Consider the following 15,698-nt stretch of genomic DNA (forward strand, 5'->3'; position numbering starts at 1 on the left):
GCGGGGGGGCCATCACCGACCGGAGCGGGTATCTTCTCCCGCGGGGCGGCCGATGAACCGCTCCTCCTTGTCTCCGGCCTCCTACCCCCGCCGCTGGCGGCCCCCACGGTGCTCCACGGGGCGCTGCGCCTCATGGACGCCCCGCGCCTGGCGCAGGGTTTCCAATCCTGGGAGGTGGCGCCCGACCTCGTGCTGGCGGGTCACTACCATCTGGCCGGGCGCGGGCGCGCTGGCGGGGTGCCGGTGGTGGTTGGCCCGGCCCTCGCCAATGAAACCACGCTCGGGCGGGGTCCCGAATGGGAAAGCGCGCGAGCCCGTTCGGCTTTTTCGGTGGTGCAGCTAAGCGAGGCCAGTATCCAGCAGGATATTACCTACCTGGATGGTTCCGTGGCGGCACCGTCTGGCGGCATAGAGCCGGGCGAGGAAATCTTTGCGTATAGTCCGGAAGAAGTGGTGACTATCGGGAGGCGCGCTGGGCGGCCCGGCTGGAGCCCGAGCGACCCGCTGGCCTGGGACGGCCCGGGTTCCTACCTCCTGGAAAACACGCTTGGCACCGGATCGAAAGGACAGTGATGACTTCTCCACGCCTGCCCCTCGGCCTGCATAATCTCCGTTCCCTGGGCGGCACCCCGGTGGCCGGCGGGCATATCCGCGAGCGCGCCCTGCTGCGTTCTTCCGCGGCGTTCCGCCACGATGACAGCCTGGGAGATTTTTTGAGAGCGCAGGGTATTACCGGCGTTATTGATTTGCGCGACGACGCTGAACGCGCCGGCACCACCGATTGGGCAGATTACGGGGTGAGCGTTGCCTCTGTGCCTATTTTCAATAATCAGCTTGCCCACCTGGAGTGGTCTGAACTCGCCGACCTGTATATGCAGATGGCCCGTAATTTCGGTGGGCAATTGGCGCAGGCGGTCACCGCGGCGGCGGAGCTATCGGCCGAAGGCGGGGTACTTATCCACTGCACCGCAGGTAAGGACCGCACCGGGGTGGTCACCGGGCTTATCCTCTCCATCCTCGGGGCGAGCCGCGAAACAATCCTGGCTGATTACCTCACTTCTGCCACGGCGCTGGGCGAAAGCTACCAGGAAGATCTTGCTTTCGTGATGGGGCGCGAATATATTCCGGGGGCCGCCGCGCACCGCGCCGTATACGTGACCGAAGAAGCTTTGAGCGCCGCCACGGTGCGCATCGAAGCGGCCGGCGGGGCGCGCGAGTACCTCCTCGGGCACGGGATTGACCCGGCTGTTTTTGAGCTGTTGCGCGCCCACCTGGTGGAACCGGATACCAGCCGCTAACGGGGCTGTGCCCCGCCGACAGCACCGGGGCACCCACGGCGCCAGCCCCCATCCCGACGGTGCTGGAGACCACCATGACGGTGCCCGGGCACCGCGCGCCGTAGCTGCGCCGTCGCCCCTCTCACGTATGGCGCAGTTTCCCGCAGCGCACGGGGCGTGAAACAATAGCCCCATGACTAGTTTTAACCAAGAGTCCAAACTCCTCGATCACACGGAGGTACCGGACCGTGCCACTCTCGACGGTCTTGAAACTACCTGGGGCAAACGGTGGGAAGAAGAAGGCACCTACGCTTTCGACCGCACCGCTACCCGTTCCGAAGTATTTTCGGTAGATACCCCGCCGCCCACGGTCTCTGGCTCGCTGCATATCGGCCACGTTTTTTCCTATACTCACACCGATACCGTGGCCCGCTACCAGCGCATGCGCGGCAAATCGGTGTTCTACCCGATGGGCTGGGATGATAACGGTCTGCCCACCGAACGCCGGGTGCAAAACTACTACGGGGTGCGCGGGGATGCGTCCCTCCCCTACGATCCGAATTTCGTGCCCCCGCACCAGGGTGGCGCAAAATCCATTAAGTACGCCGACCAGGTGCCCATTTCGCGGCGTAATTTCATTGAACTGTGCTGGAAGCTATCCGAAGAGGACGAAAAGCAATTCGAAGCCCTGTGGCGCCACCTGGGGCTGTCCGTGGACTGGAAGCAGAATTACCAGACCATCGGAGAGAAGGCCCAGAAGGTAGCCCAAACCGCGTTCCTGCGTAACCTCGCGCGCGGGGAAGCCTACCAGGCGCAGGCCCCGGGCCTGTGGGATATTACCTTCCAAACCGCGGTGGCGCAGGCCGAACTTGAGGCCCGCGATTATCCGGGTGCCTATCATGCCCTGGCTTTCCACGGTGCGAGCGGCGACGTCGTTATCGAAACCACTCGCCCGGAGCTGCTACCCGCCTGCGTGGCCCTCATCGCCCATCCCAACGACACCCGCTACCAGCACCTCTTCGGGACCACGGTGCGCGTGCCGATTTTCGATATGGAAGTTCCGGTGCTCGCTCACCACAAGGCAGAAATGGACAAGGGCGCCGGTATCGCCATGTGCTGTACTTTCGGTGACATCACGGACGTGGAGTGGTGGCGCGAATTGCAGCTGCCACTACGCAGCGTGCTCGGCAAGGACGGGCGCTTGGTGCGCGATACCCCCGAGTGGATCACCTCGGAGGCCGGGCGCGCCATGTACGCCGAGATGGCCGGGAAAACCACCTTCTCCGCTCGCAAGGCACTGGTGGAAAAACTCAAGGAAACCGGGGAAATGATCGGCGATGAGAAGCCGACCAAGCGTAAGACCAACTTCTTTGAGAAGGGCGATAAGCCGCTTGAAATTGTTATGTCGCGCCAGTGGTACATTCGCAACGGTGGGCGCTCACACGTGGAAGGCAACGGTAAGGAGCTGCGCGATAACCTCATTGAGGCCGGCAACCAGCTCGCCTTCCACCCCGATTTCATGCACGTGCGCTACGACAACTGGGTCAAGGGTCTCAACTCCGATTGGCTCGTTTCGCGCCAGCGGTTCTTCGGGGTGCCGATCCCGGTGTGGTACGAAATCTCGGAGAACGGCGAAGTAAAGTACGACGCCGTCATTACCCCGGAGGAATCCAGCCTTCCCGTGGATCCTTCCAGTGATGTGCCAGCCGGCTACACCGAAGATCAGCGCGGTAAGCCGGGCGGCTTCGCCGGGGAAACCGATATTTTGGACACCTGGGCCACGTCGTCGCTCTCCCCGCAGATCGCCGGGGGATGGCTCACCGATGAAGATCTTTTCGGGCGCGTGTATCCCATGGATGTGCGCCCGCAGGGTCAGGATATTATCCGCACCTGGCTCTTCTCCACCGTGCTGCGCGCACACCTGGAATTCGGGGAGCTACCCTGGAAGCACACCACGATTTCCGGGTGGATTTTGGATCCTGATCCGGCTAAAAAGAACGACCACAAGAAGATGTCCAAGTCCAAGGGCAATGTGGTCATGCCCACGGAACTGCTCGTCAAGCACGGTGCGGACGCGGTGCGCTACTGGGCTGCCTCCGCGCGCCTGGGCGTGGACGCCGCTTTCGACGAAAAGCAGATGAAGGTGGGGCGCCGTCTGGCCATGAAGGTGCTCAATGCCTCGAAGTTTGCGCTGGGCATGGGCGGGGAAGGTTCACCGGTCTGCCTGGATGCTTCCCGCGTGACCGAGCCGATTGATCGGGCCCTGCTGGCCGATCTGGCGCGCGTGGTGGAGGAAGCCACCGCCGCTTTTGAGGCCTTTGATCACACCCGCGCTCTGGAGGCGGCCGAAACGGCCTTCTGGACCTTCTGTGATGATTACCTGGAGCTGGTCAAGGACCGCGCCTATTCGGATACGCCGGAGGCGGAGAGCGCCCGGGTGACGCTGGCGATTGCGGTGGATACCTTCCTGCGCTTGCTGGCGCCCTTTATCCCCTATGCCACCGCCGAGGTGTGGAGCTGGTACCGTACCGGCTCGGTGCACCGGGCGGCGTGGCCGGAGGCGGCGCCGCTGCGCGAGGCGGCAGGTTCCGGGAATGCGGAGCTGCTCAAGGTGGCCGGTCAGGCACTCACGGTGCTGCGCGGCGTGAAATCCGCGGCGAAGGTATCGCAGCGCACCAGTTTCGCACGGGTGGAGCTGCGCGGAAATACCGCCCTGCTGGAGGAGGTGCGCGCGGACCTGGTGCGCGCCGCCCACGTGCGCGGAGAGCTCCGTTTCACGCCAGATACGGAGGCCAGCGAGCAGATCACCATCGGTGATTACGAGCTGGACGAGCCGGAGCCGAAGCGGAAGTAGCGTCGCAAGAACAACGGCGCGAAGGCGCAGCGCTCCACATAGCGTGGCGCGCGATTGAGTGAATCCTGGTGGCGGGTCTGCGAAAGCAGGCCCGCCACTTCGCGTACATGAGAAGATTCTCATGATTGTTTCCTGGCCCCGTCATCTCGCTCCGGTGTACTTAGGGACATGACAACTCGTGTGAAACTTCTTGCCGTACTTCTCGGGCTGGCGCTCCTCGGTTTCTTGGGTATGCAGCTTGCCCACGCCGTGAGCGGGAGCGGTACCCAGTCCGTGGGCCCCGCCGTCACCGTCACGGCGCCGTCTTCCCCGTCCGCTGGCGGCACTGGTGCCACTGGTGCCGGCAGCACCGCGTCGGCTTCTGCGCCCACGGAGCGCCCGCCGCTCAACAACGCACAGCGCGCCACCCTGCGCAGTCTTTTGGTCGATGTGGCCGAAAATGCGCACTTGTTCACCGGTGACGCCTCGAATAGTACGACGACGCCNCCCCGGCCCCCGCGCCGCAGCGGGGGGCCCCGGCTCCCGCGCGCCCCGCACCGCCCCAGTACTCGGATAATGACTGGGACGATGATGACGCGGATGACGATGATTGGGATGATAACGACGATGACGATTGGGACGACGAGGATGACGACTAGACCAGTCGCACACCTCGGCACTACCGCCTGAGCTGGCAGCCCCGTTCCTTCGCTGAGAAGGCCCCGCTGCCTTAGCTCAGGCGGTAGCCCATTCCGCGCACCGTTTCGATACGGTCCCGCCCGATTTTCCCACGCAGATAACGCACGTACACATCCACCACGTTGGAACCGGGATCGAAATCGTAGCCCCAGACCCGGGAGAGGAGTTGCTCGCGGGAAAGCACCTGCCCCGGGTGGCGCATGAAGGTTTCCAGCAAGGTAAATTCGCGGGCGGACAGCTCCACCTGTTTCCCGCCCACGTGAGCGTGGTGGGAGAGTAAATCCAGGATGATACCGCCGTGAGAAAGCTGAGTAGCGGAGCTAGCTGGCGCCGGGGTGGCTGCGGCGTCGCGCAAACGCAAACGGATACGCGCGAGCAGTTCTTCGAAAGAAAAAGGCTTCGCCATGTAATCATCGGCCCCGCCCTCGAGCCCGGCTACGCGGTCCGTCACGGAGGTGCGGGCGGTGAGGAGAATAACCGGAGTGTCCAGTCCTTGCCCGCGCAGGCGCTCGAGCACCGCGAAACCGTCAATATCCGGCAGGCCAATATCCAAAATAATAAGATCGAAAGGAGTGTGAACAGCCAGCTCAACGGCCTGCGCACCGCTTGACGCGGTGGTGGAAGTGTAGCCGGCGGCTTTCAGGCCCTTCGCAATAAAGCGGGCAATGCGCTCTTCGTCCTCGACGATGAGGATGGTGCTCATCATGCTCCCTTCTCCGCTTGTGAGGCTATCACGAACCTCGGTAAACACTGGGCAAACTCAAGGTGAATACGGAGCCCTCCCCCACCCGCGAGCGCACCGTGACTTCCCCACCGTGAGCCCGAGCGATGGAGCTAACAATCGCGAGCCCGAGCCCGGAGCCTTCCGAACGCCCGGTATTACGCCCACGCGCAAAACGCTCAATAATACGTTCGGTATCCTCCGGGGCGATCCCGCACCCGGCGTCTTCCACCGTGAAACTCACCCGCCCCGCTACCACTCTTGAGGAAATCTCCACCGGGGTGCCTTCGTCGGAGTATTTGACCGCGTTCGCTGCCAATTGCAGCACCGCCTGGGTGATGCGCTCCGGGTCCAGGTACGCCTGCCCGCTGGCCACGGCGCCTAGGTTCCAGGCGCGCGGGCCCAGCCCGGTGGCTTTATCGAAGATCCGCTCCGTGAGCGCCGCAATATCAACCTCGCGGGGCACCACAAAATCGGATCGTTCGGCTTTCGCGAGGGTAAGTAAATCCCCGACCAGCGAATTCATGCGGTCGAGTTCTTCGAGGGCGAGGGCGCGAGTATCCGCGGCGTCGCTCGGATCGGTGGCATCCATGAGCTCCAGGTGCCCGCGCACGATCGTGATGGGGGTGCGTAGCTCGTGCCCGACGTCGTCTAAAAGTTTGCGCTGATCGGCATCCATGGTTTCCAGGGAATCGAGCATGGTATTCATCGCCGTTGATAACCGCGCCAGGTCGTCGCGCCCTTCCACCGGGACCCGTCGGGACAAATCCGCATTGGCGGTAATATTTTCGGCCGTGGCGCGCAGTTGCTCCACGGGGCGCAGCAGCTGCCCCACCAGTCGCCACGCGATGGCGACGACGCCGATGACGGCCACCAGGTAGACCACCGCCAGCACCGTCATAAGATTCCAGATACGGGCACTGATGACGTCAAGAAGGTACACGTGCACGAGCGCGCCGGGCTGCGAGCCGGAAAACTGCACCGGCACCACGATATAGCGGTATTCGCGCTGGGCTCCCGCGTAGGTCCCCATCGTTATCTCCCTGCTGCGAGTAAGCGGGAGAAGATGCCGCACCAGTCCGGTGTCTTCCTCGGGGCGCACCGGGCTGGTATCGCCGCCCACCCAGGCGACTCTCCCATCCACAATCCCCATTTCCCCTTCGGCTTCGGAGAGGACGGTACGCGAGAGATAGGTTTCGATGAGCTGGGATGGCCCGGCGAAGGGCTGCCCGGTTTCCGGATCGACTCCGTTTTCGGCCAGCACCCGAAATTCGTCCGCCACCCGCACCAGCGTGGCATCCACCTGGGCGCGCCACATGCGACTCTCGGTGAGGACGACGGCAACGCCGGTTGCCGCCAGCACAACCGCGACGAGCGCGACCATGGTGGCGGCAATCCGAAAACGAATCGTAATAGGACGTGATGTCACATTGTTTCCCGTTCGACGGCAGCGGGCGGGAGCGGCACGGTGTGCACGCCCGTTCGTTCCAGCTTATTCCATTCACTGGCTTTTCCGCGTATTTCTAGCCAGATCGCGCGCACCGTGGCGGCGCTCATCATCCAGGAGAAAGGGAGCCACAGGGGTAGGGCGGGAAGAAGGCGCAGGTCGCGCCAGGCACGATCCAGGATCAAGGAAAGCACCGTTACGCCCAGCGCCATTACCAGTCCCGCTCCCACCAGTACATTCATCCAGTGCGGGGCCGCACCGCTGAGTGCTGCCACCGCCCACACCGCGAGGGTGGCGACCTGGAGCACCGGGGCAACAAGGAGCGAGAAAAGATTGATGGGCAGGTAGGCATCAATGGGGCGCCGCCACGGGGAGGTAAGGCGGGAGCGGTGGATGCGGGCGGTCTGGATGAGGCCCCGTTGCCAGCGCACTCGCTGTTTCCACAGTGCTGGCAGGGTGGCGGGAACCTCGGCCAGCACCAGGGCATGGGGCGCAAATTCCACGTCCCAGCCGGCGAAGTGGATCCGCCAGGTGAGCTCGAGATCCTCGCCCAGGGTATCTTCCCGGAAGCCTCCTACCCGGCGCACTGCATCAGCCCGGAAAGCCCCGGAATTTCCTGCCACGATGGGGAGCATTCCCACCAGTGCCAGGGCACGGCGCGTCATGCCGGTTCCGACGTGGGTCATGAGGGCAAGCAGCGCAGTGAGGGGACCGGTGATATTGACCGGCTGGTCATTCCCGCATACGGCGCCTACACCGGGGTGGCGGAACCCTGCCAGGAGCTCCGGAATGGTGGTGGGGGTGAAGAGTCCGTCAGCATCCACAAAGATAAGGATCTCCCCGGTGGCCTGGGCAATACCGAGATTCAGGGCGCTGCCTTTCCCGCCGTTCGGCTTGCTGAGGAAGGTGACACGCGGATCACTGGTAAACGGTGCGGCAACGGCGGCGGTGGCATCGGTGGAACCATCATCAACGACGATCACTTCCAGACGGCGCCAGCCAGTGGCGAGGATGGAGCGCAAGCAAGCGCCGAGCACCACTTCCTCGTTGTAGGCCGGGATAATCACCGAGACTTTGGTGTGCGCACCGTAGAGCGGGCGGGGCGGCTGGCGCAGCTCCCCCAGGATGGCAGCCGGGTACATCATCCAGGTCACCGCGGTGAGGATGAGGGTGGGTACGGCAAGAATGAGAAGCAGGGTGGTCATGCAGTCACCTCGACCGTGCCGCGGGGTGTCGAAGCAGGCTCCGTGGGTGCGTAAGCCTCCAGGAGCGCGTCCAGTAATTCGGGAGCATGGGCGCTATGGGCGCCGAAGCGGGCATTGATTTCAATGAGGGCGGGGCGGCCTTGGGTATCGCGGCGGATATCCACATCTGCCGCGCCGCTCAGGCCCACCGCTTGCGCCGCCGCGAGCGCCAGCTCGGCGACGTCCGGGGCTTCCACACGCCGAACCCCGGTCGCATTTCCGTGCTGTCCGGAGGCCAGACTGGTTTTTTCTAGTACGACGACGGTGGGGCGACGCCGCGCACCGCCCCGCGCTCCGTCTCGCGCGCCGCTTCCTGCACCGTTCACTGCCCCGTCGCGCCGCACGCTTCCCGGGGCAGGCAGGTAGAGCTGGGCACAGTATTCGGTGCCGGGGAGGAAAGCGGAGACCATCTCGGTATCGCGCAGTGGCGTAGCGGGCGGGAATGTTGTTTCCAGGCGCACCCCGCGCCCGCCGCGTGCCACCCGCGGGCGTACCACGTAGGGGAAACCGAGCCAATAAGCGCCTTCCTCGGTGAGGGTAGGAGCCTCCAAACTGCGGGGCACGGCCAGACCGCTACTTTCCGCTACCCGATGGGTGAGCCACTTATCGGCGGCAATCGCCACCGCGGCGGTGGGAGCCACCGCGATGCGGGCGCGGTGGAGCAGTGCGGTGCGCAGCGGTGCGAGGACGGAGAGTTCTTCATCCACGGTGGGGATGAGGAGGTCAATAGAGTATTCCTCGCAGATGGCGGCCAGGGCGCTCACAAAATCCGGGGCCGTAGCCGGCGGGCATTGGAGGATTCTCAGGCCATCAGTGCGGGGACGGGGCGCCATATCGACGCCGAGCACTGGAATCCCGCGCTCCCACAGCTGGGTGAGGAGGGAAGAGCCGGCCGGGCCGCTGGCCCCGGTAACGAGCACGCGCGGGCGGGAACTGAGAGGTGAATGATTCATCATGATGGTCCTTATAGGTAAGAGAGGGAGATAACGGGGCAACGGGGCGGGACGGTGCGACGGCGCTCGCGGCGCGGGCAACAGCAACGGCACAGGAACGGGGCAACGGCGCCCGCGGCGCGCGCAGGCACGGAGCGCCAGCGCCCAGCCAGGCACTCCGAGCTGAGAGCACGCCACGAAGATTTAGAGCACACCCCGGAAAGCGGGAATACGCATCGCCTCAAAAGCTTCAGCGGCCTCCATTTTGGCTTGTTCGCCCCGGAAATTAGCTTTGGCGGTGAGCACGTCGCCGGCCATATACGTCTTGTTCATCTGGTCGGCGTGGATGGCCACCCCGGCGCTTTTCACCCCGGTGTAATCGGTGATATCCACGAATACCTGCGGGGAAAAGTTCGCGGTGGCGGAGGGTGATTCGTAGCAGAGAATCGCCGGGTGGCGCCGCCCGGCCCGCATGGTAGCGCGGTGCACGGCGGTGTGATCCTGGTGCTGGTCATGAGCCGAATGCGTGAAAATAATATCCGGATTGAGGGTGCGGATTTTTTCTTCGATAGCACCGGTGAGGGTATTTTCATGCTCGGCTAGGCGGGTATCGGGAAGGCCGAGGGTGCGCAGCGAGGTCACCCCGAGGAAAGTACCGGCGCGCTGGGCCTCCCCGGCCCGCTCCCCGGCATTGCCTCCCACCGCACCGTCCGCGGCCACGATGGCGTGAATCTCGTGCCCCGCATCGGCCAAGCGCGCCAAAGTCCCCCCGCAGGCTAATTCCAGGTCATCGGGATGCGCCCCGACGGCGAGGATACGGCGCGTGGGCGCCGCCGCCCCCACCGGAATCCAGCCGCTGATAAGAAGAACAAGCTGGGTGGCCAGCGCCGCGACGGAGCCCAGGCTCACCCACCGTTCAAGGTTCCCGGGCGCATTCCCGCCCAGCAAAGCGATATTCGCCGGGACGAGGAGGAAAGCACTCCCCAGCGTAAAAAGCTGGAGGGGCCGGAAGGCGCGGATGCGTCGTCGTACCGAAGTTTCGAGAAGGACAACGGATAGGGCCGTTACAAGAAGGAGCACGGCAAGCAGAGCATTCATGGAGATCGTCATGGCTCCAGTGTTCCGCCCCGTGTTAATATCGCGGTGAGGAGGTGATGAGAACTCTCTCATCGCGCCTCCACCCCCGTTTCCCGCGCGTGCCGTACACTTTTACTTACTCACGCGTAACCTTGAGGAGAATCATGGCCGAAATCGAGCGGACTGAAGTTTTCACTCCCGGAAAGATTCATATCACCGATGAAATGACGATTCCGTGGGTTTTCCGTAATATCGCACGCGAACAGCCCGAGCGCACCGTGGTGGCGCGCAAAGCCTCGTTGGGGCAATGGGTGCCGGTGGCGTGGCGGACTTTCGAATCTGAGTATCGCGCGCTGGCACGCGGTTTTATTGCGATGGGCGTCCAGCCCGGGGATCGTATCGCGCTTATGTGCCACACCCGCTACGAATTCTGCGTGGTGGATTTCGCGCTGTGGTCCATCGGTGCGATGGCCGTGACCGTGTACGAAACCGATTCCACGGAGCAGGCTCGCTGGATTGTGGAGGATGCGCACTGCCGCTTCGCCGTCGTCGAAAATCAGCAGATGGCCGCGGTTATGGCGCCCTTCCGGTCCGATTTTGATTTCTTCACCGATATTTTCGTTATTTCTGATGATGACCTGGCCCGGATTTCCGCGCGCGGCACCATGGATCTCGACGCTGAGATTGACCGCCGTATCGATGCGATGCATGCCGACGACGAAGCTACCGTCATCTACACCTCTGGCTCGACAGGCCGGCCCAAGGGCGTGGTGCTCAGCCACCGTAACCTGCTGCACGTCGTTATTAACGGGCCGCTGGATGATAATCTCGCCCCGATCCTCTCCGGCGAGAAGCACACTCTGCTCTTCCTCCCCATGGCCCATGTTTTCGCGCGTTTCATTAACCTGGTGGCCTTCTACGCGGGTAATACCATCGGGCACTGCCCCGATACCCACAACCTCGTTGAGGACATGAAGTCCTTCAAGCCGCATTATATTTTGGCGGTGCCGCGCGTTTTCGAGAAGATCTATAACGCGGCGGATGCCCAATCCACCGGCGTGAAGCAGAAGATTTTCCGCTACTACGCGAAAGTGGCGATCGCCTATTCGCGGGCCCTCGATAGCGCGGCCGGGCCTTCGCTGGCGCTGCGGGCCCAGCATGAAGTGGGCGAACGCCTCGTCTACTCCAAGATTAAGGAAATTACCGGTGGGAACCTGGAGAATGTAATTTCGGGTGGTGCTCCGCTGGGTGCACGGCTCGGGCATTTCTTCCGCGGCATCGGAATTAATATTTTTGAAGGCTACGGTGCAACGGAAACGTCCGCGCCGACCACTGTGAATCGCTTCAACCACCAGCGGATCGGTTCGGTGGGTCCGGCTTATCCCGGCTGCCACGTGGCTATTGATACCGACGGCGAAGTGCTCGTCAAGGGCGATCACGTTTTCCATAAGTACCTGAATAATCCGGAAGAAACCGCCAAGGCGTTTACCGAGGATGGCTGGTATCGCACCGGGGACCTCGGCAAGATCGAAGATGGCTTCGTGTGGATTACCGGGCGGAAGAAGGAACTTATTGTGACGGCCGGTGGGAAGAACGTCTCCCCTGCAATCCTGGAGGACCGCCTGCGCGGCCACCCGCTGATTTCGCAGGTGGTCGTGGTGGGTGACCAGCGGCCTTTTGTGGGTGCGCTCATCACCCTGGATGCGGAGATGCTTCCCATTTGGCTGAAGAATAAGAATCTGCCGGCCATGTCTGTATCGGAAGCCGTGCACGATCCGCAGATTATTGCCTCGGTGGATCGCGCCATTAAGCGCACCAACGAAGCGGTTTCCCGCGCGGAATCCATCCGTAAATTCGTTATTCTTCCCATTGATTTCACCCCGGAGAACGGATACCTCACCGCTTCCCTCAAGGTGAAGCGCACCGCGGTGCTCCGTGATTTCGCCACCGTGATCGGGCGCGATATTTACGGGGATAAGGGCGATAAGAACCGCGATTAGCGCATGTTCAATTGCGAACGGGGCGTGGGCTACCTTAGTCCACGCCCCTATTCGTTTCTCCCGGTGTTGTGCGAAGCTAGTTCACGCCTTCATCGTCAGCTTCACGCTCATCGCGGTCCGTCTGCACAACACCGTCATCCTGAACAACGCGGGAAGCCTGAACAACGCGGGAAGCACGGGAAATACGCTGGTGATCCTCGACCGCGCGCGAGGTAATGACATTATGTACCCGCACCGCGAAATCGGGATCCAGCCCAACCCCGCGCGCCAGCTCGGCAATCCGGGCATGTTGGACGCCCTCGCGAGCCATATCGCGGGCGGGAAGCCGGTAGCGATCCTTGAGGCGCCCCACGGCATCGGTGACCTGCTTGCGCTGCCCCAACAGCTCAATGAGCTGGGCGTCCAAAACGTCCAGGCGTGCCCGCAAGGCCCCGAGCTCAGCGGCACAGCGCTCCTGCTGCGCCGTGCCCGCATCCGCGCCATCGGCACCCGGAGCACCCGGAACACTCCCCACGTCTACCGCGCAGCGCTCCGCTTCCGATTCCGAGGTACGCCGCGTCTCTTCGCCACCCACTAGGCGCTCTTCCGTTGCGCCGCGGAAACAATCTCCACGGGCGCGCCGTCGGTAACCGCCGCGCGGGTCACAATCACTTCCCGCACATCTTTCCGGGAAGGCACATCAAACATGGCCGGGCCGAGCACCCGCTCCATAATGGAGCGCAGCCCGCGCGCCCCGGTGCCCCGTTCCATCGCTTCACGCGCCATGGCGCGCAGCGCCTCATCCTGGAAGGTCAGGCGCACCCCGTCCAGCTCAAACATGCGGGTGTACTGCTTGACGAGGGCATTACGCGGCTCGGTGAGAATCTGCACCAGGTCGTCTTCGCCCAGGGCTTCCACCGTGGCAATAACGGGCAGGCGCCCCACCAGCTCCGGGATGAGGCCGTATTTGTGGAGGTCCTCCGGGGTGACCTGCGAGAGCATATCCGAATGGGCGTCGGCGTCGTGCAATTGTGCCCCGAAGCCGATACCGTGGCGTCCAACGCGAGTGGAAATAACATCCTCCAAACCCGCAAAAGCCCCGGCGCAAATAAAAAGAATATTCGAGGTGTTGATCTGGAGGTATTCCTGCTGGGGGTGCTTGCGCCCGCCCTGCGGCGGCACCGCCGCGACCGTCCCCTCCACGATTTTGAGGAGCGCCTGCTGCACGCCCTCCCCCGATACGTCGCGGGTAATGGAGGGATTTTCAGATTTGCGGGTGATTTTATCGATTTCGTCGATGTAAATAATGCCGGATTCGGCCTTTTTCACATCATCACCGGCCGCCTGCACGAGCCGCAATAAAATATTCTCCACGTCTTCACCCACGTACCCGGCTTCGGTAAGCGAGGTGGCATCGGCAATCGCGAAGGGCACATCGAGCATGCGCGCCAGCGACTGGGCAAGATACGTTTTCCCAGTTCCGGTGGGTCCGAGCAATAAAATATTGGATTTGCCGAGCTCAACGGTATCTTCCCCGTCGGCGGGGCGCGGCGCAGCCTTCGCGCGCAGCCGCTTGTAGTGGTTGTACACGGCCACGGCAAGCGTACGCTTCGCGGCATCCTGCCCCACCACATACTCATTCAAAAACGCATAAATATCAGCGGGAACGGGGAGCTCGTTCGGGGAGAAACCGTCGTTTTCTTTCCCGAATTCCTCGGCGATAATCTCATTGCACAGCTCAATGCATTCGTTGCAAATATATACACCCGAACCGGTGATAAGTTTCTTCACCTGGCGTTGGGTTTTCTGGCAGAACGAACACTTGAGAGCTTCTGCTGCATCGACGGTCGCCATGTTCCTCCTTGCCTCGCGGCCGCGCCGTACGCGCGTCTTCCCTATTTCACCGCATCTGCGCCCAAAGGTCACGTTCCCACGCGGGGCGCCCGGTCAGTGAGATGTACGACGACGCAGCTCCCGCGCCATGCCCCGCCGCCCCATGCACGTGAGCGGGCAGGAGCACTCGGCCCCTACCCGCCCATGATACGCGCTACCGCCCGAAGCTACAGCCCTGAGCGCGAGCGCGAGCGCGAGAATCGCATTAACCGTTGGTTACGACATCCGCATTTTTACGCGATTCGAGCACGTTATCCACCAAGCCATAATCCTTGGCCTGCTGGGCGGTGAGGATCTTATCGCGCTGGATATCCGCCCGCACCTCATCGGGAGACTTCCCGCTGTGGTGGGCCAGGGTATTGACAAGCCATTCCGTCATGCGGTCGAGCTCGTCGGCCACGATGGAAATATCCGTGGCCTGGCCTTGCATGCCCTCCATCGCCGGCTGGTGGATAAGCACCCGGGCATTGGGGAGCGCCAGGCGCCGCCCCGGGGAGCCGGCCGCCAGCAGCACCGCCGCCGCGGAAGCCGCCTGGCCCAGGCACACGGTCTGGATTTGCGGCTTAATGTACTGCATCGTGTCGTAGATAGCGGTGAGCGCGGTAAAAGAACCACCCGGGGAGTTAATGTACATGGTCACCGGGGAGTTCGGGTCCATCGATTCGAGGACGAGCAGCTGCGCCATCACATCGTCGGCCGAAGCGTCATCCACCTGCACTCCGAGGAAAATAATGCGATCCTCGAAAAGCTTGGTGTAGGGGTTGGAGCGCTTGTACCCGTAGGGGGTGCGTTCTTCGAAATCGGGAAGCACGTAGCGGTTGGAGGGCATCGGGCCCGCGCTACCGTGGCCGAAACCGGCGCTCGGTAGGTTCCCAGCGCCCGGAACGTTGCCAGCACCGTAGGCGGCCATCATAGCGGGCAGGTTACCCGCGGCTCGGAAATTCATCGTCATGAGAGCTCCTCCCCCGCGTGGCTGGCGTCGAGTGCGCCGTCGTTATTATCGCTATTCGGCTTCTTGAGCATGACCTGCGAGTTGGAAATAATGTGGTCCACGAAGCCGTATTCCAGTGCTTCCTGGGCGGTGAACCAGTGGTCGCGTTCGGAATCTTCCAGGATCTGTTCCAGCGACTTACCGGTGTGCTTGGCGTTGAGCCCGGCCAGTTCTTCCTTCATCTGCAAAATGAGGTTGGCGTTGATGCGAATATCAGCGGCCACCCCGCCGGCGCCGCCCGAAGGCTGATGCATGAGGACGCGGGTATGCGGGGTGATATAACGCTTGCCCTTCGTGCCAGCTGAGAGCAGGAATTGGCCCATCGAGGCTGCCATGCCCATCGCCACCGTCACAACATCCGGCTGAACATACTGCATGGTGTCAAAAATGGCCATACCCGCGGTGACCGAGCCACCCGGAGAATTAATGTACAGGTAAATATCGCTCTCCGGATCCTCCGCGGCAAGGAGCATCATCTGGGCGCAAATCTGATTCGCATTATCATCGCGAACTTCCGAGCCGAGCCAAATGATTCTTTCCTTGAGGAGGCGCTGGTAAACAGCATCGCCGAATGCTGAAGGCTGGTTATTATCCCGGCCTTCCAT

Annotated in this window: 13 protein-coding genes; 4 read left to right on the top strand and 9 right to left on the bottom strand. The window is 62.7% G+C overall.

Annotation, left to right across the window (positions count from 1 at the left end; translation table 11 throughout):
* From CZ322_RS09015 to valS, 3 genes are all read left to right on the top strand, one after another.
* Positions 1 to 573 (top strand): hypothetical protein (locus CZ322_RS09015; protein ID WP_200807191.1); only part of this gene is annotated, 573 nt, incomplete at its 5' end.
* Entirely contained in the window at positions 573 to 1,298 is a 726-nt protein-coding gene (locus tag CZ322_RS09020) for a tyrosine-protein phosphatase (protein WP_087071019.1), read from the top strand. The genes CZ322_RS09015 and CZ322_RS09020, both read left to right, overlap by 1 nt.
* A 172-nt stretch (positions 1,299 to 1,470) precedes the next feature.
* The gene (gene valS / locus CZ322_RS09025; RefSeq protein ID WP_087071020.1) at positions 1,471 to 4,131 is read left to right on the top strand and encodes a valine--tRNA ligase; all 2,661 of its coding nucleotides are present in this window, start codon (positions 1,471 to 1,473) and stop codon (positions 4,129 to 4,131) included.
* Between the two features lie 709 nt (positions 4,132 to 4,840).
* On the opposite strand, the gene CZ322_RS09035 is transcribed toward valS, so the two are convergent.
* The 5 genes from CZ322_RS09035 to CZ322_RS09055 form a co-directional block, all read right to left on the bottom strand.
* Positions 4,841 to 5,512, bottom strand: a complete 672-nt coding sequence (locus CZ322_RS09035; protein WP_087071211.1) for a response regulator transcription factor — start codon at positions 5,510 to 5,512, stop codon at positions 4,841 to 4,843.
* A 28-nt stretch (positions 5,513 to 5,540) separates the two neighbouring features.
* Entirely contained in the window at positions 5,541 to 6,959 is a 1,419-nt protein-coding gene (locus CZ322_RS09040) for a sensor histidine kinase (protein ID WP_143231892.1), read from the bottom strand.
* Complete coding sequence (locus CZ322_RS09045; protein ID WP_087071023.1) at positions 6,956 to 8,182, bottom strand: glycosyltransferase family 2 protein; 1,227 nt, start codon at positions 8,180 to 8,182, stop codon at positions 6,956 to 6,958. The genes CZ322_RS09040 and CZ322_RS09045 overlap by 4 nt, the downstream gene beginning before the upstream one ends.
* Entirely contained in the window at positions 8,179 to 9,177 is a 999-nt protein-coding gene (locus tag CZ322_RS09050; protein ID WP_087071024.1) for an ATP-grasp domain-containing protein, read from the bottom strand. The genes CZ322_RS09045 and CZ322_RS09050 overlap by 4 nt, the downstream gene beginning before the upstream one ends.
* Before the next feature lie 180 nt (positions 9,178 to 9,357).
* Positions 9,358 to 10,263 carry a PIG-L deacetylase family protein gene (locus CZ322_RS09055; RefSeq protein WP_159455027.1) on the bottom strand — a complete coding sequence of 302 codons (906 nt, stop codon included), beginning with the start codon at positions 10,261 to 10,263 and terminating at the stop codon, positions 9,358 to 9,360.
* 131 nt (positions 10,264 to 10,394) lie between these two features.
* Here CZ322_RS09055 and CZ322_RS09060 point away from each other — a divergent pair, with 131 nt between their 5' ends.
* The gene (locus CZ322_RS09060) at positions 10,395 to 12,230 is read left to right on the top strand and encodes an AMP-dependent synthetase/ligase (protein WP_087071026.1); all 1,836 of its coding nucleotides are present in this window, start codon (positions 10,395 to 10,397) and stop codon (positions 12,228 to 12,230) included.
* Between the two features lie 76 nt (positions 12,231 to 12,306).
* Here the strand turns inward: CZ322_RS09060 and CZ322_RS09065 are convergent, their stop codons facing one another.
* The 4 genes from CZ322_RS09065 to CZ322_RS09080 form a co-directional block, all read right to left on the bottom strand.
* Positions 12,307 to 12,804 carry a chorismate mutase gene (locus CZ322_RS09065; RefSeq protein WP_087071027.1) on the bottom strand — a complete coding sequence of 166 codons (498 nt, stop codon included), beginning with the start codon at positions 12,802 to 12,804 and terminating at the stop codon, positions 12,307 to 12,309.
* Complete coding sequence (gene clpX / locus CZ322_RS09070) at positions 12,804 to 14,063, bottom strand: ATP-dependent Clp protease ATP-binding subunit ClpX (RefSeq protein WP_087071028.1); 1,260 nt, start codon at positions 14,061 to 14,063, stop codon at positions 12,804 to 12,806. The genes CZ322_RS09065 and clpX overlap by 1 nt, the downstream gene beginning before the upstream one ends.
* 244 nt (positions 14,064 to 14,307) lie before the next feature.
* A complete protein-coding gene (locus CZ322_RS09075) occupies positions 14,308 to 14,931 on the bottom strand; it encodes an ATP-dependent Clp protease proteolytic subunit (RefSeq protein WP_087071212.1) in 624 nt (207 codons plus the stop codon).
* Between the two features lie 119 nt (positions 14,932 to 15,050).
* On the bottom strand, positions 15,051 to 15,698 hold the full coding sequence (locus CZ322_RS09080) for a ClpP family protease (protein ID WP_087071029.1): 648 nt from the start codon (positions 15,696 to 15,698) through the stop codon (positions 15,051 to 15,053).

Source organism: Actinotignum timonense, assembly GCF_900155575.1.
GTDB lineage: Bacteria > Actinomycetota > Actinomycetes > Actinomycetales > Actinomycetaceae > Actinotignum > Actinotignum timonense.